The sequence below is a fragment of the Streptomyces sp. NBC_01255 genome (genome assembly GCF_036226445.1).
GTDB lineage: Bacteria > Actinomycetota > Actinomycetes > Streptomycetales > Streptomycetaceae > Streptomyces.
In genome coordinates, this window is sequence record NZ_CP108474.1 from 3,511,405 (window position 1) to 3,531,514 (window position 20,110).

The 20,110-nt window shown below is 71.3% G+C and carries 18 protein-coding genes; 3 read left to right on the forward strand and 15 right to left on the reverse strand.

What is annotated here, in order from left to right; genetic code table 11:
* Nucleotide 1: 1 nt before the first annotated feature.
* From alr to OG357_RS15315, 7 genes are all read right to left on the reverse strand, one after another.
* Nucleotides 2-1,150: an alanine racemase gene (gene alr, locus OG357_RS15285; RefSeq protein WP_329621688.1), complete on the reverse strand. Its 1,149-nt coding sequence runs from the start codon at nt 1,148-1,150 to the stop codon at nt 2-4.
* A gap of 20 nt (nt 1,151-1,170) precedes the next feature.
* A complete protein-coding gene (locus OG357_RS15290) occupies nt 1,171-2,094 on the reverse strand; it encodes a L,D-transpeptidase family protein (RefSeq protein ID WP_329621689.1) in 924 nt (307 codons plus the stop codon).
* Nucleotides 2,095-2,364: 270 nt separating this feature from the next.
* Entirely contained in the window at nt 2,365-3,846 is a 1,482-nt protein-coding gene (locus tag OG357_RS15295) for an NAD(P)H-hydrate dehydratase (RefSeq protein ID WP_329621690.1), read from the reverse strand.
* Nucleotides 3,847-4,060: 214 nt separating this feature from the next.
* Nucleotides 4,061-5,638: a transposase gene (locus OG357_RS15300; protein WP_329625598.1), complete on the reverse strand. Its 1,578-nt coding sequence runs from the start codon at nt 5,636-5,638 to the stop codon at nt 4,061-4,063.
* 290 nt (nt 5,639-5,928) lie between these two features.
* Complete coding sequence (locus OG357_RS15305) at nt 5,929-6,297, reverse strand: holo-ACP synthase (RefSeq protein WP_317598435.1); 369 nt, start codon at nt 6,295-6,297, stop codon at nt 5,929-5,931.
* A 7-nt stretch (nt 6,298-6,304) separates the two neighbouring features.
* Entirely contained in the window at nt 6,305-8,152 is a 1,848-nt protein-coding gene (gene glmS, locus OG357_RS15310) for a glutamine--fructose-6-phosphate transaminase (isomerizing) (RefSeq protein ID WP_329621691.1), read from the reverse strand.
* A gap of 106 nt (nt 8,153-8,258) precedes the next feature.
* Nucleotides 8,259-9,020 carry a hypothetical protein gene (locus tag OG357_RS15315; RefSeq protein WP_329621692.1) on the reverse strand — a complete coding sequence of 254 codons (762 nt, stop codon included), beginning with the start codon at nt 9,018-9,020 and terminating at the stop codon, nt 8,259-8,261.
* Nucleotides 9,021-9,227: 207 nt separating this feature from the next.
* Between OG357_RS15315 and coaA the strand changes: the two genes are divergently transcribed.
* Together coaA and OG357_RS15325 are read left to right on the forward strand one after the other, a co-directional pair.
* Nucleotides 9,228-10,265 (forward strand): type I pantothenate kinase, encoded by a 1,038-nt coding sequence (gene coaA, locus OG357_RS15320; RefSeq protein WP_329621693.1) that lies wholly within the window; start codon nt 9,228-9,230, stop codon nt 10,263-10,265.
* Between the two features lie 18 nt (nt 10,266-10,283).
* The gene (locus tag OG357_RS15325) at nt 10,284-11,243 is read left to right on the forward strand and encodes a DUF389 domain-containing protein (protein WP_329621694.1); all 960 of its coding nucleotides are present in this window, start codon (nt 10,284-10,286) and stop codon (nt 11,241-11,243) included.
* 85 nt (nt 11,244-11,328) lie between these two features.
* On the opposite strand, the gene glmM is transcribed toward OG357_RS15325, so the two are convergent.
* The 4 genes from glmM to OG357_RS15345 all read right to left on the reverse strand — a co-directional run bounded on the left by glmM (nt 11,329) and on the right by OG357_RS15345 (nt 15,886).
* Nucleotides 11,329-12,687 carry a phosphoglucosamine mutase gene (glmM, locus tag OG357_RS15330; RefSeq protein WP_329621695.1) on the reverse strand — a complete coding sequence of 453 codons (1,359 nt, stop codon included), beginning with the start codon at nt 12,685-12,687 and terminating at the stop codon, nt 11,329-11,331.
* Between the two features lie 135 nt (nt 12,688-12,822).
* Entirely contained in the window at nt 12,823-13,335 is a 513-nt protein-coding gene (gene rpsI, locus OG357_RS15335; protein ID WP_015035601.1) for a 30S ribosomal protein S9, read from the reverse strand.
* Nucleotides 13,336-13,379: 44 nt separating this feature from the next.
* Nucleotides 13,380-13,823, reverse strand: a complete 444-nt coding sequence (gene rplM / locus OG357_RS15340) for a 50S ribosomal protein L13 (RefSeq protein ID WP_024755428.1) — start codon at nt 13,821-13,823, stop codon at nt 13,380-13,382.
* A 440-nt stretch (nt 13,824-14,263) separates the two neighbouring features.
* The gene (locus tag OG357_RS15345; RefSeq protein ID WP_329621696.1) at nt 14,264-15,886 is read right to left on the reverse strand and encodes an ABC-F family ATP-binding cassette domain-containing protein; all 1,623 of its coding nucleotides are present in this window, start codon (nt 15,884-15,886) and stop codon (nt 14,264-14,266) included.
* A 56-nt stretch (nt 15,887-15,942) separates the two neighbouring features.
* On the opposite strand from OG357_RS15345, the gene OG357_RS15350 reads away from it, so the two are divergent.
* Nucleotides 15,943-16,959: a hypothetical protein gene (locus tag OG357_RS15350; protein WP_329621697.1), complete on the forward strand. Its 1,017-nt coding sequence runs from the start codon at nt 15,943-15,945 to the stop codon at nt 16,957-16,959.
* On the opposite strand, the gene truA is transcribed toward OG357_RS15350, so the two are convergent.
* The 4 genes from truA to rpsK form a co-directional block, all read right to left on the reverse strand.
* Nucleotides 16,930-17,787, reverse strand: a complete 858-nt coding sequence (gene truA / locus OG357_RS15355) for a tRNA pseudouridine(38-40) synthase TruA (RefSeq protein WP_329621698.1) — start codon at nt 17,785-17,787, stop codon at nt 16,930-16,932. The two genes, OG357_RS15350 and truA, sit on opposite strands and share 30 nt — an antisense overlap.
* Before the next feature lie 105 nt (nt 17,788-17,892).
* On the reverse strand, nt 17,893-18,363 hold the full coding sequence (rplQ, locus tag OG357_RS15360; protein WP_329621699.1) for a 50S ribosomal protein L17: 471 nt from the start codon (nt 18,361-18,363) through the stop codon (nt 17,893-17,895).
* Nucleotides 18,364-18,540: 177 nt separating this feature from the next.
* A complete protein-coding gene (locus OG357_RS15365; protein ID WP_024755423.1) occupies nt 18,541-19,563 on the reverse strand; it encodes a DNA-directed RNA polymerase subunit alpha in 1,023 nt (340 codons plus the stop codon).
* 134 nt (nt 19,564-19,697) lie between these two features.
* Nucleotides 19,698-20,102: a 30S ribosomal protein S11 gene (gene rpsK / locus OG357_RS15370; RefSeq protein ID WP_006376016.1), complete on the reverse strand. Its 405-nt coding sequence runs from the start codon at nt 20,100-20,102 to the stop codon at nt 19,698-19,700.
* Between the last annotated feature and the right edge of the window lie 8 nt (nt 20,103-20,110).

The following is a 20,110-nucleotide window of genomic DNA, read 5'->3' on the forward strand; positions in this document are numbered from 1 at the left end:
TCTATTCGTCCAGATAGACGCGCGGGACGCGCGCGCCGATCCGGGTGACGATCTCGTACGCGATGGTGTCGGCGGCCACCGCCCAGTCCTCGGCGGTCGGCTCGCCCCGGTCGCCGGGGCCGAAGAGCACGGCCTCGGTGCCCGGCTCGGGGGTGTCCCCGCCGAGGTCGACGACGAACTGGTCCATGGCGACGCGCCCGGCGACCGTACGGACGGTGTCGCCGACGAGGACGGGCCCGCGCCCGGACGCGTGCCGGGGAACGCCGTCGGCGTACCCGATCGGGACGAGACCGAGCGTGGTCTCCTCGCCGGTGACGTAGTGGTGCCCGTAACTCACCCCGTGCCCGGCGGGCACGTGCTTGACGAGGGCGACGCTCGCCTTGAGCGACATGACGGGCCGGAGCCCCAGCTCGGCGGAGGTGCCGAGCTCGGGGCTGGGCGAGACGCCGTACAGGGCGATGCCGGGCCGGACCAGGTCGAAGTGGGCCTCGGGCAGGGTGAGGGTGGCCGGCGAGTTCGCGATGTGCCGGACCTCGGGCTCGACGCCGGTCTTCTCGGCGTAGTCGAGCATCGAGCGGAACACATCGAGCTGGGCAGCGATGGAAGGGTGGTGGGGCTCGTCGGCGCAGGCGAGGTGTGACCAGAGCCCGGTGACCTTGACGAGTCCGTCGGCCTCGGCCTTCAGCGCGGCACCGACCAGCTCGGGCCAGTCGGCGGGCTGACAGCCGTTGCGCCCGAGCCCGGTATCGGCCTTGAGCTGGATACGCGCCGTCTTCCCGGTCGCTCGCGCGGCCTCGACGACCTCCTCCAAGGCCCACATCCCGCTCACGGACATGTCGAGCCCGGCCTCGATGCCCTGGTCCCAGGGGTCGCCGGGGGTCCAGAGCCAGCACATGACGGGGACGTCGGTGATCCCGGCGGCGCGCAGGGCGAGCGCCTCGTGCGGGGTGGCCGTGCCGAGCCAGTCCGCGCCCGCGTCCAGGGCGGCGCGGGCACAGCGCACGGCGCCGTGTCCGTACGCGTCGGCCTTGACCACGGCCATGATCCGGACGTGGGGGGCGACACGGGCGCGCAGCGTGCGGACGTTCGCACGCAGCGCGCCGAGGTCGATCTCGGCGCGGGCTCTGCGGGGCGGAGGTGTCTCAGTCATCGCGCCCAGTCTCTCAGGTGTCAGCCACCGGGCCGCTTCCCCCAGATGTAGACCCGGTCACCCTTGCGCAGGACGTCCCAGAGTTTCCCGGCGTTGCCGTAGCCGAGATTGACGCAGCCCCGGCTGCCGGTGGGCGTGGCGATCTGCCCGTAGACGGCGTGGAAGGCCTGGCCGCCGCTGAAGAACTGGGAGTAGGGCATGGGGGTGTTGTAGATGGACGACCAGTGATCCTTGTGACGCCAGTAGACGGTGTGCCACCCGGTCCGGGTGGCGTACCCGACCCGCCCGCTCCGCACGTTCACCACGGGGAACGTCACCTTCTTGTCCTTCCGCACCCACATGAGCTGCCGGTCGAGATCGACGCAGGCCACGGCGTACTTCTTGACGGGGCAGCGCCGCCCCGGGTCGAGGTTCTTCCGCGCGGCGAGCAGCTCGGCCCGCGCCCAGGTGACGGGCCCGGTGTACCCGTTGGCGGGCTTGATCTTCTCCTTCACCTGAAAGGCCTTGATGGCCCTGCAGTCCGCGGCCGACTGCTTCCCGTCGACCTTCAGCTTGAGCAGCCGCTCGACCTGCCGCTGGTAGGTCCCGGTGCTGGCGGTGCAGGCGGCCCCGACGGCACTCCGCGGCAGATACTCGACCAACTCGTCCACGTCCCCCTCCGGCTCGGGCACGGGAACGTCCCCCTGGGACTGGAGCGGCGGCAGCACCTGATCGGGCGTGTCCATCGGATACTCGGCCCGCCCACCACCGGGCACCCCGGGCACGAGCGGCTCGACGGCGTCAGGGGCGGGCGAGTCGGGTACGGGCTCGGGCTCGGGCTCGGGCTCGGGCGAGGGGGAATCGGCGGCGGGCGCGGGCGAGTCGGCGGCGGGCGCGATGGGCTCGGGCGTATCGGCGAGGGCCGTGGTCGGCCCGAAGGCGAGGACGGTGGCGAGGGCGAACAACAGCGGCGCGGTAAGAGTTCTCCAACTGATCACCCCACCCACCCAATCCCCGCCGCGCGTTCCCAGCGCGCCGGATCCCACGGGCGGGCCAACGGGTTCGCCCGACTGGCCGCCGCCCGACCCCACCACCGCGCACGCCCCGGAGCACCGGGGCAGGGGGCGCACCCCTCGCCCCCGACATGAGCGCCGCGCAGCAGGCGCACCCGGGTCCCGGCCACAGGCGTTCCGGGAGGGGCGGGGCGGGGCGGGGCGGGGGAAACAACCCACCGCCTACGACACCACGTCCCGCCAAGCCCCCCGCAGGGACTCCGCCACCTCGCCCGCCGTCACCGGCCCCGCACCGGCCCCCGCGGCCCGAGCGTCCCCCGGGCCTCCCACACCCCCCGACGCCCGCCGCGCAGCCAGCCCGTGCACGTACGCCGCAGCCGACGCCGCCTCCACCGCCGGCAGCCCCGCTGCCAGCAGCGACCCCGCGAGCCCCGACAGGACGTCCCCGCTCCCGGCCGTCGCCAGCCACGGCGTCCCCGTCGGGTTCACCCGTACGGGCCCGCCCCCCGGCCCGCACACCAGCGTCGTCGACCCCTTGAGCAGCACCGTCGCCCCGAACCGCCCCGCCAGCTCCCGTACCGCCGCGAGCCGTCCCGCCTCCACGTCCTCCCGGGAGACGCCCAGCAGCGCCGCCGCCTCCCCCGCGTGCGGGGTGAGCAGGGTCGGAGCGGGGCGACGGGCCCGTACCGCCGCCGGGTCCAGGCCCCGCAGGCCGTCGGCGTCGACGAGGACCGGCACGTCGGAGGCGAGGACCTCGGCGACCGCGACGACGGGCCCGGGCCCCTCGCCGAGCCCGGGCCCGACGACCCAGGCCTGCACCCGCCCGGCCTTCGCCGGCCGCCCGGAGTGCACCAGCGTCTCCGGGTGCCGCGCGAGCACCGCGTCCCCTGCGGGCCCGACGTACCGCACGGCCCCCGCCCCGCCCCGCAGCGCCCCCGCCACCGCGAGGACCGCCGCACCCGGGTAGCGGGCGGAGCCGGCGACGACGCCGAGGACCCCGCGCCGGTACTTGTCGCTCTCCGCGCCCGGCACGGGCAGCAGCCGTGCGACGTCCTCGTGCTGGAGGGCCTCCGTCTCCGGCACCCCGGGGAGGTAGGGGCCGAGCCCGATGTCGACGAGCCGCAGCGCCCCGGCGTACTCCCGCGCCGGGTCGACGAGCAGCCCGGGCTTGTACGTCCCGAAGGTCACCGTCACGTCGGCGCGCAGCGCCTCCCCCGTCACCTCGCCCGTGTCGGCGTCGACGCCGCTCGGCAGGTCGACGGCGACGACGACCGCGTCGGAGCCGCGCGCGGCCCGGGCGACGGGGACGGCGTCGGGCCGGAGCCCGCCCTGCCCTCCGATGCCGGTGATGCCGTCGAGGACGAGGTCGGCGAAGGCGAGCACCTCGAAGGGGTCGTCGGCGATCCGCCCGCCCGCCGCCCGGAGCGCCGCGAGCCCGCCCTCGTGGGCGCGCTCCCCGAGCAGTACGGCCGTGACGCCGGCGCCCCGCCGGGCGAGCCGGGCGCCGGCGTACAGCGTGTCGCCGCCGTTGTCGCCGCTGCCGACGAGCAGTACGACCCTCGCCCCGTACACCCGCGGCAGCAACCCGGCGCAGGCGGCGGCGAGTCCGGCGGCGGCCCGCTGCATCAGGGCGCCTTCCGGGAGGCGGGCCTTGAGTGCGGCCTCGGCGGCCCGGACGGTCTCCACGCGGTGAGCGGTACGCATGCCCAGCAGTCTGCCGCAGTCCCCGGCCCCGCGCCCGAACCGCTCAAGCCCCTGAGCAAGCCCACCGCCGGTATCGCGCAGAGGCTCACGTAGACGCCCTGGTCGGGGTCGTAGCCGGAGCCGGTGACGGTGGTGCCAGCGGCGGAGGCGGGGCGGTGTTCGGGGCGGTCAGGGAGAGGTTTGTAGGTGCGGGTGCCGTCGGTGACCGTTCCAATTAAGTGACCAGCAGTGAGTCTTGTACCCATACCTGGTCACTGCGGACATCCCGAACGGTTTTGGATATCCGACTGGTTGCCCGCGTTCCGGTGTTCCCCGCTCGGGCACGTGCATCGTGTGCGCGTTCCGTGACGGGTGGGCGGGTTCCCTCACGCTCTCGTGTCTCCGGTCCGGCCTGGGCGGTCCGATGCCCCACAGCATCACTCCGGTGCTGTGGGGGCGGTGCCGTCCGACGCCGGATCGGGTGCCCGAGGGCGCGTCGCCCGATCGCGACGCTCGCGGCGTCGTGTCGGGACATCTTTCGCTTGTTGCTGGCCAGGGGCTTGCGCCAGTGCTCATCGCCCCACATCGACGTGTACGCCGGATCGACGGCGACGATCGACAGGCCATGCTCGGCCGCCATGGAGACAAGCCGGGCCTTGAGCTTGCCGGTGGGGATGCCGGAGATCAGCTGCCTGAACCGCTTCTTGCGACCGTGTTTCTCTCGGGTCTTCTCGGCAGCGAAGTCCAGGTCCTCGATCGCGATGGCGGCCACGCCGCAGCTTTGCGCCCAGTGCAGTACCTGGGTGATGGCGTGCCGGATCTGCGCATCGCGGTGATCCGCGCTGCCGGACAGGTCGTAGAAGAACCGGCGCGGGTCGCCGACCGGGTTGCCCTGCGGGTCGAGGTGGTAGGCGGCGAAGTGGTCGGCGTTCGTATCGACGCCGATCACGCCCCGGGCCCGTGCGGCCGATAGAGGGACCGTCTGGACGACGGGGCGTTGCCAGGAGGCGGTGAGGTACCAGCGGCCCCGGCCGGTGTCGTAGTGGATGCGGTAGGCGACCGCCCGGTTCGCGGTGACACGGTCGGCCCATTCCTGGCCCCGGTGCGCGAAAGCGACACGGGAGGTGAGGACGTACCGGCCGTGCTTGACGTTGGCCAGGTGTGCCAGCGGGGCGGGCAGCTTGACGCTGACCTCGCCGTCGGTGGTGACGCGGATCGTCTCGTTCCCGTACCGCTTCCCGGACTCCCCGTCAGCGGCCAGGAACCAGCGTGCCGCCTCCCAGCGCTGCCGCCACTCGGCCTCGGTAAACCGCGCCGCTTCGAGGTTGTGCCGGGTGTTCAGTAACTTCCGGCCACCGCGCACCACGTGCACGACACCGGCCTCACGCTCGGCGCGAGCGATACCGAGCCGGTGTTCCAGGATGTGCAGACGCCGCGACTTGTGGAACCACTCCCCCTTGGACCGGTATCCGCCCGCTGCCCGCTTCGAACCCTTCTCGCCGATCGGCAGGGACAGCCGGTGCATCAGCATGCGCACACCAGCCTCAAGGGACTGGACGTGCGCGAACTGGCAGCGGCGGGACAACGCCCACTGATCGTGCGTGGCCTTCGTGATCGACCCCGCCCACCGAGAGGACGACTCCGCCGTCAGACCCTGCTTACGAGCCGCCCATGCATCCGAGGTGTGATCGCCCGCGTCAGCGCACCGGGCCTTGAGGTCACGCGAGGCGAGCCTGCCCAGATGCCCGCCGACCAGCCGCAACACCATGTCATCCTCAGGCGTGAGGTTCTTGAGCCGATCGCGAACCGCCATACCGGACGGCCCCAGAGCAACGAACGGCGCGTCGACCACCCGCAGTCGCCTTCCCGCGTCCACCCGCACCACACGCCTCCCTCCGCGACCAACACCCCGAACCTACGACCGCCCCCGACAACCCGACCCCCACACCCTCACGGTGTGAATTAGGACACACTCGCACGCTCTCGCATGCACTCCTGGACACTCGCCGAGCAGCAGTTCCCAACCCCCTGAGCCGCGCGCGAGACAACCCGGGGCCCGACCGTGGAAACGGCCGGGCCCCGGGCTCGTACATCCCAAGAGGGTCACCCCTCCGCGATCACCACCGCCGACGCCACCCCCGCGTCATGGCTCAGCGAGACGTGCCAGTGCTTCACGCCCAGCTCCGCCGCCCGCGCCGCCACCGTCCCGCGCACCCGCAGCCGCGGCTGCCCGGTCCCCTCGACGTACACCTCGGCGTCCGTCCAGTGCAGCCCGCCCGGCGCGCCGAGCGCCTTCGCCAGCGCCTCCTTCGCGGCGAACCGCACCGCGAGCGAGGCCACCCCGCGCCGTTCGCCGCTCGGGAGCAGCAGCTCGCGCTCGACGAAGAGGCGCTGGAGCAGCCCCGGTGTGCGCTCGATCGACGCGCCGAAGCGGTCGATCTCCGCCACGTCGATCCCCACCCCAATGATCATTTCCCACTCACTCCACGGTCACCGACTTGGCCAGGTTGCGCGGCTGGTCGACCTCGTTGCCCCGCGCGGTGGCGAGCTCGCAGGCGAAGACCTGGAGCGGCACCGTGGAGACCAGCGGCTGGAGCAGCGTAGGCGTCGCGGGGATCCGGATGAGGTGGTCGGCGTACGGGACGACCGCCTCGTCGCCCTCCTCGGCGATCACGATGGTCCGCGCACCGCGGGCCCGGATCTCCTGGATGTTGGAGACGATCTTGTCGTGGAGGACGGAGCGGCCCTTGGGCGAGGGCACCACGACGACGACCGGCAGGTCCTCCTCGATGAGTGCGATCGGCCCGTGCTTGAGCTCTCCGGCGGCGAAGCCCTCGGCGTGCATGTACGCGAGCTCCTTGAGCTTCAGCGCGCCCTCCAGGGCCACCGGGTAGCCGACGTGCCGGCCGAGGAAGAGGACGGTGTTCTTGTGGGCGAGGGAGCGGGCGAGGGCCCGGACGGGCTCCATGGTCTCCAGGACCCGCTCGACCTCGTCGCCGATGCGCGCGAGCTCGCGCACCACGGCGTGGATCTCGTCGCCCCACTTGGTGCCGCGCACCTGCCCGAGGTACAGCGCCAGCAGGTAGCAGGCGACGAGCTGCGTCAGGAAGGCCTTCGTCGAGGCGACGGCGACCTCGGGCCCGGCGTGGGTGTACAGCACGGCGTCGGACTCACGCGGGATCGTCGACCCGTTCGTGTTGCACACGGCGAGGACCTTGGCGCCCTGCTCGCGGGCGTGCCGGAGCGCCATCAGGGTGTCCATGGTCTCGCCGGACTGCGAGATCGCGATGACCAGGGTCTTCTGCCCGAGGATCGGATCCCGGTAGCGGAACTCGCTGGCGAGCTCGACCTCGCAGGGGATGCGGGTCCAGTGCTCGATGGCGTACTTGGCGATGAGGCCGGCGTGGAAGGCGGTGCCGCAGGCGATGATGACGACCTTGTCGGCCTCGCGGAGCACGGCGTCGGGGATGCGCACCTCGTCGAGGGTGAGCCGGCCGGCCCCGTCGATCCGCCCGAGGAGGGTGTCGGCGACGGCCTTGGGCTGCTCGGCGATCTCCTTGAGCATGAAGTAGTCGTAGCCGCCCTTCTCGGCGGCGGAGGCGTCCCAGTCGACGTGGTAGGCCCGTACGTCGGCGGGCACCCCGTCGAAGTCGGTGACGGTGACGGCGTCCCGGGTGAGCTCGACGACCTGGTCCTGGCCGAGTTCGATCGCCGAGCGGGTGTGGGCGATGAAGGCGGACACGTCGGAGGCGAGGAAGTTCTCGCCCTCGCCGACGCCGACGACGAGCGGGGAGTTCCGGCGGGCGCCGACGACCACGTCGGGCTGGTCGGCGTGGACGGCGACCAGGGTGAAGGCCCCGTCGAGCCGGCGGCAGACGAGCCGCATGGCCTCCGCCAGGTCCCCGGCGGAGGAGAACTCCTCGGCGAGGAGGTGGGCGACGACCTCGGTGTCGGTCTCGGACGCCAGGTCGTGGCCGCGTTCGGCGAGCTCGGCGCGCAGGGCGGCGAAGTTCTCGATGATGCCGTTGTGGACGACGGCGACGCGCCCGGCGTTGTCCAGGTGCGGGTGCGCGTTGACGTCGGTCGGCCCGCCATGGGTGGCCCACCGGGTGTGCCCGATGCCCACGGAGCCGCCGGCCAGCGGCCGGTCCTTGAGCTCCTTCTCCAGGTTGACGAGCTTGCCCGCCTTCTTGGCCGCGGCGAGTCCCCCGTCGGAGAGCACCGCGACACCGGCCGAGTCGTAGCCCCGGTATTCGAGCCGCTTCAGGCCCGCGACCACCACATCAAGTGCCGACTGACCGCCGGCGTATCCCACGATTCCGCACATGTCGGAAGCGTAGGGCGGAAGGGGGCCGGAAGGCCGGAGTTCGGCGGCCGCGCGTCGGCGGCCGACCGAACCCCGCCCCCTGGAGGGTGATGTCACAAGGGTGACGTCAGCCGAGCTTGGCGGCCTGCGCGTCGACGATCGCCTTCGGCAGGGCCTTGACCGTGCCGCTGAAGCTGAGCGTGGAGAACGAGGCCAGGGTGTTGCCCTGGCGGAAGGCGACCAGCTTGGTGACCCAGGGCTTGCCGTCCAGGTCGGTGGTGACCGTCCAGGCCAGCGACTCCTCCCCCGCGGTCAGCGTCTCCGGCGCGACCTTGGAGATCTTCGTCCGCTCGCCGCCGCCGATCAGCGTGAAGCCGCCCGCGCACTCCGTCCCGGCCGTCTTCAGCGAGGCGAATGCCTCCTGGGCGCCCTGCCCGTCGTACGAGCCGAGGGTCACGCCCGTCACCGGTGCCGCCAGCGCCCCCAGGGCGTCCTCCGGCGACGCCCCTTCGGTCTTCGGCACCTCGATGGCCTTGCGCTGCGCGGACGCCGCCGGCTTCCCGGTGGCGATGTACGACATGGCGTGGGCGAGCGGCGTACAGGCCGGCTTGTCGGCGGAGACCGCGGAGGCCAGGGCGATCTCCCCGGCCTTGGCCTTCTGCACCTGGTGGCCCGGCAGGTCGGCCTGCTCGACGATGAGCTTCTCCAGCTCGGCGGCGGACAGCGCCCTGGCGGGTGCGCTGCTCGTGGCGGAGGCGCTGGGAGCGGCCTCCTTGCCGCTGCCCTTGCCCTGGTCGCCGCTCTTCTCCCCGCCGCCGCAGGCGGTGACGAGCAGCGCGAGGGAGACGGCGGTGGCGGCGACGGCGGCGTTTCTCATGGACGTACGCATCGTGGTGACTCTCTGCTTCTCTTCGGTACCCATCGGTACTCTTCGTGCCGCCCGGCGGCGGCTCCCCCCGCGTGAGATCCCGAGGACCCGAGGACACAGGACACGCGGCATGAGCATGATCGCCCTGGGGTCACGGCCGGACAAAGGCTTTTGTCGCGTGACCGACCCCACGGCCCACGGACGCCGCCGACCCACGACAATGGCGGGGTGATCACTTCGCCGCCACGAAGCGCCAACGGAGAAGGTCCCCGCGACGGCGCCGGGACCGGCAGCCCCCGGAACGGCACCGGCCACCGCCGCCCGTCCGAGGCGACCCCGTACGTCGACCTCACCCGAGCCGAGTGGAGCGACCTCCGCGACAAGACGCCCCTCCCCCTCAGCGCCGACGAGGTCGAGCGGCTCCGCGGCCTCGGGGACGTCATCGACCTCGACGAGGTCCGGGACGTCTACCTCCCGCTCTCCCGCCTGCTCAACCTCTACGTGCAGGCCACCAGCGGCCTCCGCGGCGCCCTCAACACCTTCCTCGGCGAGAACGCGGAGCAGCGCGGCACGCCCTTCGTCATAGGAGTCGCCGGTTCCGTCGCCGTCGGCAAGTCGACGGTCTCCCGGCTCCTCCAGGCCCTCCTCGCCCGCTGGCCGGAGCACCCGCGCGTGGAGCTGGTGACCACCGACGCCTTCCTCTACCCGATGGAGGAGCTGAAGGCGCGCGGCCTCATGGCCCGCAAGGGGTTCCCCGAGTCGTACGACCGCCGGGCGCTCACCCGGTTCGTCGCGGACATCAAGGCGGGCAAGGAGGAGGTCACGGCCCCGGTCTACTCGCACCTGATCTACGACCGCGTGCCCGGCGAGCGGCTCGTCGTCCGCCGCCCCGACATCCTCATCGTGGAGGGACTGAACGTCCTCCAGCCGGCCCTGCCCGGCAAGGACGGCCGCACCCGCGTCGGTCTCGCCGACTACTTCGACTTCTCGGTGTACGTGGACGCGCGGCCGGAGGACATCGAGCGCTGGTACCTCAACCGCTTCCGCAAGCTGCGCGACACCGCGTTCCAGAACCCGTCCTCGTACTTCCAGCGGTACACGCAGGTCTCCGAGGACGAGGCCCTCGACTACGCCCGCACGATGTGGCGGACCATCAACAAGGTCAACCTCCTGGAGAACGTGGCCCCGACCCGCGGCCGGGCGACCCTCGTCGTCCGCAAGGGACCCGACCACAAGGTGCAGCGCCTCAGCCTCCGGAAGCTCTGATCTCCGTAAGCTCACCGCATGCTGCACCTCCGGATGATCGTTCCGCCCGGCCGTACCGCGGCCGCCGTCAAGCTGATCGCGTCGACGGTCGGCACCACGCACCTGGTGGTGCTGCCGGGCGCGGCCCGTGACCCGGCCGGCGACGTGGTCATGTGCGACGTGGCCCGCGAGGCGGGCGACGAACTCATCAGCGGGCTGCGCGAGCTGAGGGTCGACCAGGACGGCTCGATCGCCGTCGAGAACATCGACCTCTCCCTCTCCAAGCGCGCCGAAGACGCCGAGAAGGAGGCCCCGGGCGAGCCCGCGGACGCGGTGATCTGGGAGCAGCTGACGGGCGCGACGCACGAGGAGTCGACGCTCTCGATCACGTACAGCGCGTTCATGATCCTGGCGACCATGATCGCGGCCTGCGGTGTCGTCCTCGACAACGCGATCCTGATCGTGGGCGCGATGGCGGTCGGCCCGGAGTTCGGCCCGCTCGCCGGCGTCTGTACGGCGGTGGTGCAGCGCGCCCCGAAGCTGGCGGCGCGCTCGCTGACCGCCCTGCTCGTGGGCTTCGCGGCGGCGATCGCGGCCACCACGGTCTTCAGCCTGGGGATGGACGCGCTGGACCTGTTCAGCAGGGAGCAGCTGGACGCGGACCGCCCCAACACCAGCTTCATCTGGCAGCCGGACCCGTTCTCCTTCGTCGTGGCGCTGCTCGCGGGCGTGGCCGGCACGCTCTCGCTCACGTCCTCCAAGTCGGGCGCCCTGGTGGGCGTGGCGATCTCGGTGACGACGGTCCCGGCCGGCGCGAACGCGGCGGTGGCGCTCAGCTACGGCGAGATCGGCCAGATGTGGGGCTCGATCGAGCAGCTGCTGCTCAACCTCTTCGGCATCATGCTGGCCGGAGTGCTGACCCTGTACGGCCAGAAGCTGCTGTGGCGCACCCAGCGCGGCCGCTGGCGGCGTGAGACACCGGCGGCCCCGAAGCCCTGAGGGACCGGGCAGGAACGAGAAGGGCCCTGCCGCTCCCCCACGGGTGCGACAGGGCCCTCTCCTGCATGACGGTGCTTCAGAAAGGTTAGCCGAGCGCGGACTTCACGACGTCCGCCAGGCGCTGCGCGACCGCGCGGGCCTGCTCGATGTCGGCGGCCTCGACCATGACGCGGACGAGCGGCTCGGTGCCGGACGGGCGCAGCAGGACCCGGCCGGTGGCGCCGAGCTCCGTCTCGGCGGCGGTGACCGCGGCGGCGAGGTCGCCGGAGGTCTTCACACGGGACTTGTCGACGTCCGGGACGTTGATGAGGATCTGCGGCAGACGCTCCATCACGCCGACGAGCTCCGCGAGGGACTTGCCGGTGGCGGCGATCCGGGCGGCGAGCATCAGGCCGGTCAGGGTGCCGTCGCCGGTGGTGGCGTGGTCGAGCACGATCACGTGCCCGGACTGCTCGCCGCCGAGCGCGTAGCCGTGCTCCTTCATGGACTCCAGGACGTAGCGGTCGCCGACCGCGGTCTGGACGAGGTTCAGGCCCTCGCGCTCCATGGCGAGCTTGAAGCCCAGGTTGGACATGACGGTCGCGACGACGGTGTCGCCGCGCAGCGTGCCGGCCTCGCGCATGGCGAGGGCGAGCACGGCGAGGATCTGGTCGCCGTCGACCTCGTTGCCCGCGGCGTCCACGGCGAGGCAGCGGTCGGCGTCGCCGTCGTGCGCGATGCCGAGGTCGGCGCCGTGCTCGACGACGGCGGCGCGGAGCAGCCCCAGGTGCGTGGAGCCGCAGCCGTCGTTGATGTTGAGGCCGTCCGGCTCGGCGCCGATGGTGACGACCTGGGCGCCGGCCCGGGTGAAGGCCTCGGGCGAGACGTGGGAGGCGGCGCCGTGGGCCTCGTCGAGGACGACCTTGAGACCGTCGAGACGGTTGGGGAGGACCGTGAGGAGGTGGGAGACGTACGTCTCGAAGCCCTCGTCGTAGTCGCGGACCCGGCCGACGCCGGCGCCGGTCGGACGCGCCCAGGGAGCGCCGGTGCGGTGCTCCTCGTACACGGACTCGATGCGGTCCTCGAGGTCGTCGGCGAGCTTGTGGCCGCCGCGGGCGAAGAACTTGATGCCGTTGTCGGGCATCGCGTTGTGGCTGGCGGAGAGCATCACGCCGAGGTCGGCGCCGAGGACGCCGGTGAGGTGGGCCACGGCGGGGGTGGGGAGGACGCCGACGCGCAGCACGTCGACACCGGCACTGGCGAGACCCGCCACGACGGCCGCTTCCAGGAACTCTCCCGACGCACGCGGGTCCCGTCCGACCACCGCGGTCGGCCGATGGCCTTCGAAGGTGCCCGCTTCGGCCAGTACGTGTGCCGCCGCGACCGAGAGACCGAGCGCAAGCTCCGCCGTCAGGTCCGCGTTGGCGACGCCGCGCACGCCGTCCGTGCCGAAGAGTCGTCCCACAGCTGTCCTCCGAAAAATACGTGCCCAAGCCGATGAAAGATGAAGGTGAAGGTGAAAAGGGTTATGAAAAAACGTACGCCCCGACGGCACGGGCAGTGCCGCCGGGGCGTACGAAAACAGTCCGAGCAGGCGTGATTAACGCTTGCTGTACTGCGGGGCCTTACGGGCCTTCTTGAGACCGGCCTTCTTGCGCTCGACCGCACGGTCGTCGCGGGAGAGGAAGCCGGCCTTCTTCAGCGCCGGGCGGTTGTTCTCGACGTCCGCCTCGTTCAGCGCACGGGCCACACCGAGGCGCAGGGCGCCGGCCTGGCCGGAGACACCGCCACCCGCGATGCGGGCGATGACGTCGTAGCGGTTGTCGAGCTCGAGCACCTTGAAGGGCTCGTTGACTTCCTGCTGGTGCACCTTGTTGGGGAAGTAGTCCTCAAGGGTGCGACCGTTGATCTTCCACTTGCCGGTGCCCGGAACGATCCGGACGCGGGCAATGGCGTTCTTGCGACGGCCCAGGCCGGCGGCCGGCTGCGGGTCGCCGAAGCGGGACGCGAGCGACTCGGAGGTGTACTCACCCTCGACGAGCTCGGTCTCGGTGGTGTACTCCTCAACGCCCTCGAACTCGTCGACGGGGGTCTCGGGGGTGGTCTCGGCCACGATGCTCCTCAGATTTCTTTCGTTCTTAGGGGGTGTGGCCGGAACTACTGCGCGACCTGGGTGATCTCGAACGCAACCGGCTGCTGCGCAGCGTGCGGGTGGTTCGGGCCCGCGTAGACCTTCAGCTTCGAGAGCATCTGACGGCCCAGGGTGTTCTTGGGGATCATGCCCTTGATGGCCTTCTCGACGGCCTTCTCGGGGTTCTTCTCCAGCAGCTCGTCGTAACGGACGGAGCGGAGACCACCCGGGAAGCCGGAGTGGCGGTACGCCAGCTTCTGGGTCTTCTTGTTGCCGGACAGGTGGACCTTGTCAGCATTGATGATGATGACGAAGTCGCCCATGTCCATGTGCGGGGCGTAAACCGGCTTGTGCTTGCCTCGGAGGAGGTTCGCAGCCGTGGTCGCCAGACGGCCCAGGACGATGTCCTGCGCGTCGATGATGTGCCACTGGCGAGTGACATCGCCGGGCTTGGGGCTGTACGTACGCACTTCGTAGCCTTCGCTTCTTCAGTGGATGGAGTCCAGACACACCTGAAGCGATCATGCAGCTGGGGCCTGCACTGCCGGGACACCGCCCGTATGCGAGCCACTGGTAACTGCTCCAGGGAACCTGCGTAACGGCCCTTCGTGTGAGAACGACGAAGCCAATACGCATAACAAACCGCAACAGTACCCGCGCCACCCCGGACGGGTCAAAACGCGCCGCCCCTACCGCGCCCGCTCGACCCGACGCCCGACCAATCCCCGCCGCCGACCGCCCGAGGTCACCGCGCCCGCTCGACCCGCCGCTCGTCCCACACCGGCTCCGTCGACCTCTCCCCCACGCCGCACTCGCACGACTCGGCCCCAAGGGGCCTCTCCGGCTTCGCCCAGCTGCGCCGGACTCCGTCCGCCGACCGAAGCCCGAACCCGCCGCCGACCGCCCGAGGTCACCGCGCCCGCTCGACCCGCCGCTCGTCCCACACCGGCTCCGTCGTCTCCCGTACGACACCGTCCGAGCCGAAGACCAGGAACCGGTCGAAGCTCTTCGCGAACCACCGGTCGTGCGTGACCGCCATCACGGTCCCGTCGTACGACTCCAGGCCGTCCTGGAGCGCCTCGGCCGACTCCAGGTCCAGGTTGTCCGTCGGCTCGTCGAGGAGCAGCGCCGTCGTCCCCGCCAGCTCCAGGAGCAGGATCTGGAACCGGGCCTGCTGCCCGCCGGAGAGCTTGTCGAAGGGCTGGTCGCCCTGCCGCTCCAGCTCGTACCGCCGCAGCATCGACATCGCCGCGCCCCGGTCCTTGGCGTGCTCGGTCCACAGGATGTCGACGAGCGGCCGCCCGGTCAGCTCCGGGTGCGCGTGGGTCTGCGCGAAGTGCCCGGGCACGACCCGCGCGCCCAGCTTCCAGTCGCCCGTGTGGGCGACCGTCGGGTCCCCCGCGAGCAGCCGCAGGAAGTGCGACTTCCCGGAGCCGTTCGACCCGAGGACCGCGACCCGCTCCCCGTAGAAGATCTCCAGCGAGAACGGCTTCATGAGACCGGTCAGCTCGAGGTTCTCGACGGTCACGGCCCGCACGCCGGTCCGGCCGCCGCGTAGCCGCATCCGGATGTCCTGCTCGCGCGGCGGCTCCGGCGGCGGCCCCGCCTCCTCGAACTTCCGCAGCCGGGTCTGCGCGGCCGCGTAGCGCGAGGCCATGTCGTGGCTGACCGACGCCGCCTGCCGCAGGTTGAGCACGAGCTTCTTCAGCTGGGCGTGCTTCTCGTCCCAGCGCCGCTTCAGCTCCTCGAAGCGGGCGAACCGCTCGCGCCGGGCCTCGTGGAAGGTGGCGAAGCCGCCACCGTGCACCCACACGTCCGAGCCGGCCGGGCCGGGCTCGACCGCGACGATCTTCTGGGCGCCCCGGGAGAGCAGCTCCCGGTCGTGCGAGATGAAGAGCACGGTCTTACGGGTCTCCCGCAGCCGCTCCTCCAGCCACCGCTTGCCGGGCACGTCGAGGTAGTTGTCCGGCTCGTCCAGGAGCAGCACCTCGTCGGGGCCGCGCAGCAGGTACTCCAGGACCAGCCGCTTCTGCTCGCCGCCGGAGAGCGTCCGCACCTCCCGGAACTGCGCCTTGTCGTACGGGACGCCGAGCGCCGCCATGGTGCACATGTCCCAGAGGGTCTCCGCCTCGTACCCCTGCACCTCGGCCCAGTCGCTGAGGGCCTGCGCGTACGTCATCTGCGCGGCCTCGTCGTCGACCGTCATGATCAGGTGCTCGGCCGCGTCGACCGCCTTCGCGGCCTCCCGGATCCGCGGCTGCGCCACCGAGACCAGCAGGTCACGGACGGTGGACGCGTCCCGTACGGAGCCGACGAACTGCGGCATGACGCCCAGGCCGCCGCTGACGGTGACCGAGCCGCCGTGCGGCTGGAGCTCCCCGGAGATCAGCCGGAGCAGTGTGGTCTTGCCGGCGCCGTTGGCCCCGACGAGGGCGACGACCGCGCCCTCCCCGACCCGGAAGGAGGCGTCCCCGAGCAGGACCCGCCCGTCGGGAAGGTAGTACTCAAGATGTGCGGCCTCGACATGTCCCATGAGGTGCATTGTCACCGCACGCGTCCCCTTCGCCCAACCGGTTTAGGATGCGCGGCATGAGCTTTGGGGGACCGCAGTGGCCACAGGAGCCGCAGCAGCAGGGGCAGGGACAGCAGGGCCACGGACAGCAGCCGGGATACGGGCAGCAGCCCGGCCACGGCGGGCAGCAGCCGGAGTACGGGCAGCAGCCCGGCCACGGCGGGCAGCAGCCGTACGGCGGGCAGCCGGGCCAGGGACAGCAGCAGCCGAACCCCTTCCCGGGGGCACAGGGCAGCGGGCCCACCCCTGACTGGGGCGCCCTCGCCGACGCCTCGGCCAGCCGCAACCGCCGCAAGCGCTGGCTGCTGATCGGCGGCGGGGCGCTGGCGACCGTCGCCGTGGGCGCGATCGTCGCCACGGCCGTCGTCTCCACGAACAAGACGGACGACGAGTCGAAGAACGGCGGGATCCCCACCGCCTCGGCCTCCCCCACCGGCTCCCCCACGCCCGAGCCGACGTTCTCCTCGGTGGCGCCGCCGCCCCCGCCGAACCCGAAGGACTACATCTCGGACCCGAAGAAGGACAAGGCCCCGCTCACCGTGGACGGCCTCTTCCCGGGCAAGAAGATGTCCATGAACGGCCGCCCGTACAAGAAGGGCGCCACCTCCGCCACGACGAACTGCGCGTCCGTCACCCAGGGCGGCCTCGGCGCCGTCCTCAAGAAGAACGGCTGCCAGAAGGTCCTGCGCGCCACCTACGTGAAGGACGGCGTGGCGATCACCGTCGGCGTGGCCGTCTTCCCCTCCGAGGCGGCGGCCCTCAAGGCGAAGACCCAGGCCAGCGGAGGCATCGCGCCGCTGGCGGGCGCCGGCGTGAAGGAGTTCTGCCGCGCCACGGTCTGCCTGCGCCGCTCGAACTCGGCCGGCCGCTACGCCTACTTCACGCAGGCCGGCTTCACCAACGGCAAGAAGGTCACCAAGACCGACAAGCCGATCTTCCAGGCCAGCGACGACCTCGGGACCTTCGCCTTCAACCAGATCTACGCCCGCGGCCGGGCGCAGGCCTCAGCAGCAGCCAACGCTCCCGGGGAGTGACCGCTTGTTACGGGCCTCCTTGCTGCGCGCGGCAAGGAGGGCGTCCTCCGGGTAGCCGACCTCTTCGAGGGTGAGGCCGTGCGGCCGTACGACGTGGACGGCCGAGTCCCGCACGCCGGCGGCGAGCACCTTGCCGGGCCAGTCGACCGGCCGGTGGCCGTCGCCGACGAAGAGCATCGCGCCGACGAGCGAGCGGACCATGTTGTGGCAGAAGGCGTCCGCCTTCACGGTCGCTTCGAGGATGCCGTCGGGCCGCCGCTCCCACCTCAGCACCTGAAGGGTGCGGATGGTCGTGGCCCCTTCGCGCTTCTTGCAGTACGCGGCGAAGTCGTGCTCGCCGACGAGCGCGGTCGCGGCCTCGTTCATGGCGTCCATGTCGAGGGCCCAGTCGTGCCACAGGACGTGCCCGCGCAGGAGCGGGTCGACGCCCCCGGGGTTGTCGGTGACGCGGTAGGCGTAGCGGCGCCAGATCGCCGAAAAACGGGCGTTGAAGCCGCTGGGGGCCTCTTCCACCTTCCACACCCGTACGTCATGGGAGAGCCGCCCTGCGAGCCGCCTGAGCAGCTTGTCCCGGTGCTCCTCCCAGAGCTCGACGGGCAGGTCGACGTGGGCGACCTGCCCGCGCGCGTGCACCCCGGAGTCGGTCCGGCCGGCGACGGTCAGCTCGTACGTCTCCGTGGCACGCGTCACGGTCCGCAGCGCGGCCTCGATCTCGCCCTGCACGGTGCGCCGGCCCTGGGGCTGCTTGGCCCAGCCGGAGAACTCCTTGCCGTCGTACGAAAGGTCAAGGCGTACCCGTACGAACCCGTCCTGCACGTCATCGCTCACGCGGAAATCCTCTCAAACACACGGGTACGGGCCCGCACCCCCAGAGGGGTGCGGGCCCGCACACGAGAACAGTCGGTCGGAACGCTTACGCGTCCTTCACGTGTCCTACTTGGTCGAGTCCTCGACGGGCTCAGCCGGAGCCTCGGCGGCCGCGTCGGCCTCCTTGACGGCGCGCACGGTGGCGGCCTCGGCCTCGGCGACGGTCGCCTTCTTGGCGATCTCGCCCTCGACCAGCTCGATCACGGCCATCGGGGCGTTGTCGCCACGACGGTTGCCGATCTTGGTGATACGGGTGTAACCACCCGGACGCTCCGAGTAACGCGGGGCGATCTCGGTGAAGAGGGTGTGGACGATGCCCTTGTCGGTGATCGTCTGCAGCACCAGGCGACGGTTGTGGATGTCGCCCTTCTTCGCCTTGGAGATCAGGCGCTCGGCGACGGGACGCAGGCGACGGGCCTTGGCCTCGGTCGTCGTGATGCGGCCGTGCTCGAAGAGGGACTTCGCCAGGTTGGCGAGCAGCAGACGCTCGTGAGCGGCGGAACCGCCGAGGCGGGCACCCTTCGCGGGACGCGGCATGGTGTTTCTCCTTGGTGTCTGCCCCGGCCGTATCAGGTACCGAGGTCAGTATCCGAGCGGGCGGTCACCCGTCGGAGATCCGGACGCCCCCGAAGGGGCGCCCGGAGGGGGCGCGGGGAGCTGCGCGATCAAGCACAGCGCTCCCGCACCAAGGGACCGGCAAGCGGCCCCGAGCTCTTAGTACTGCTCGGTCTCGACGAAACCGGCATCCGCATCGTCATCGGCGCCGAAGGCGTCGGCGGCGGCGGTCGGGTCGAACCCGGGCGGCGAGTCCTTCAGCGCGAGGCCCATACCGGCCAGCTTCGCCTTGACCTCGTCGATCGACTTCGCACCGAAGTTGCGGATGTCGAGCAGGTCCGCCTCGGAGCGCGCCACGAGCTCACCCACGGAGTGGATGCCCTCGCGCTTGAGGCAGTTGTACGAACGAACGGTGAGCTCGAGCTCCTCGATCGGCAGCGCAAGATCAGCGGCGAGCGCGGCGTCGGTCGGGGACGGGCCCATGTCGATGCCCTCGGCGTCGATGTTCAGCTCACGGGCAAGCCCGAAGAGCTCAACAAGCGTCTTGCCGGCCGAAGCCATGGCGTCACGCGGACGCATGGCCTGCTTGGTCTCGACGTCGACGATCAGCTTGTCGAAGTCGGTGCGCTGCTCGACACGGGTCGCCTCGACCTTGTACGTGACCTTGAGCACCGGCGAGTAGATGGAGTCGACCGGGATACGACCGATCTCCTGGCCCGCCTGCTTGTTCTGGACGGCGGAGACGTAGCCGCGACCGCGCTCGACGGTCAGCTCCATCTCCAGCTTGCCCTTGCCGTTGAGCGTGGCGAGGACGAGGTCGGGGTTGTGCACCTCGACACCGGCCGGGGGCGCGATGTCGGCGGCGGTGACCAGACCCGGGCCCTGCTTGCGCAGGTACATCACGACCGGCTCGTCGTGCTCCGAGGAGACGACCAGCTGCTTGATGTTCAGGATGAGGTCGGTGACGTCCTCCTTGACGCCCGGCACGGTGGTGAACTCGTGCAGGACACCGTCGATGCGGATGCTGGTGACAGCGGCACCCGGGATCGAGGAGAGGAGGGTACGGCGGAGGGAGTTGCCGAGGGTGTAGCCGAAGCCCGGCTCCAGCGGCTCGATCACGAACCGGGAGCGGAACTCGTCGACGACCTCTTCGGTCAGCGACGGACGCTGAGCGATCAGCATGTCGTTATGTCCTTCTGTCGTGGACGCCCACTATTTGACGCCCGACGGGATGTAGCACCTACAAGGGTACGGGCGGCACGGCCCGAAGAGCCGTACCGCCCGAAGTCCTGGTCAAGCAGCCGTGCGTCGGAAGATCAGACGCGGCGGCGCTTGGGCGGACGGCAGCCGTTGTGCGGCGTGGGGGTGACGTCCTGGATCGAACCGACCTCGAGGCCCGTGGCCTGGAGGGAGCGGATCGCGGTCTCGCGGCCGGAGCCCGGACCCTTGACGAAGACGTCAACCTTGCGCATGCCGTGCTCCTGCGCGCGGCGAGCGGCCGACTCGGCGGCCATCTGCGCGGCGAACGGGGTGGACTTGCGCGAGCCCTTGAAGCCGACGTGGCCGGCGGAGGCCCAGGAGATCACGTTGCCCGCGGGGTCCGTGATCGAGACGATCGTGTTGTTGAACGTGCTCTTGATGTGCGCGTGGCCGTGAGCGACGTTCTTCTTTTCCTTGCGGCGCACCTTCTTGGCAGCGCCCTGACGACCCTTGGGGGGCATCTATTACT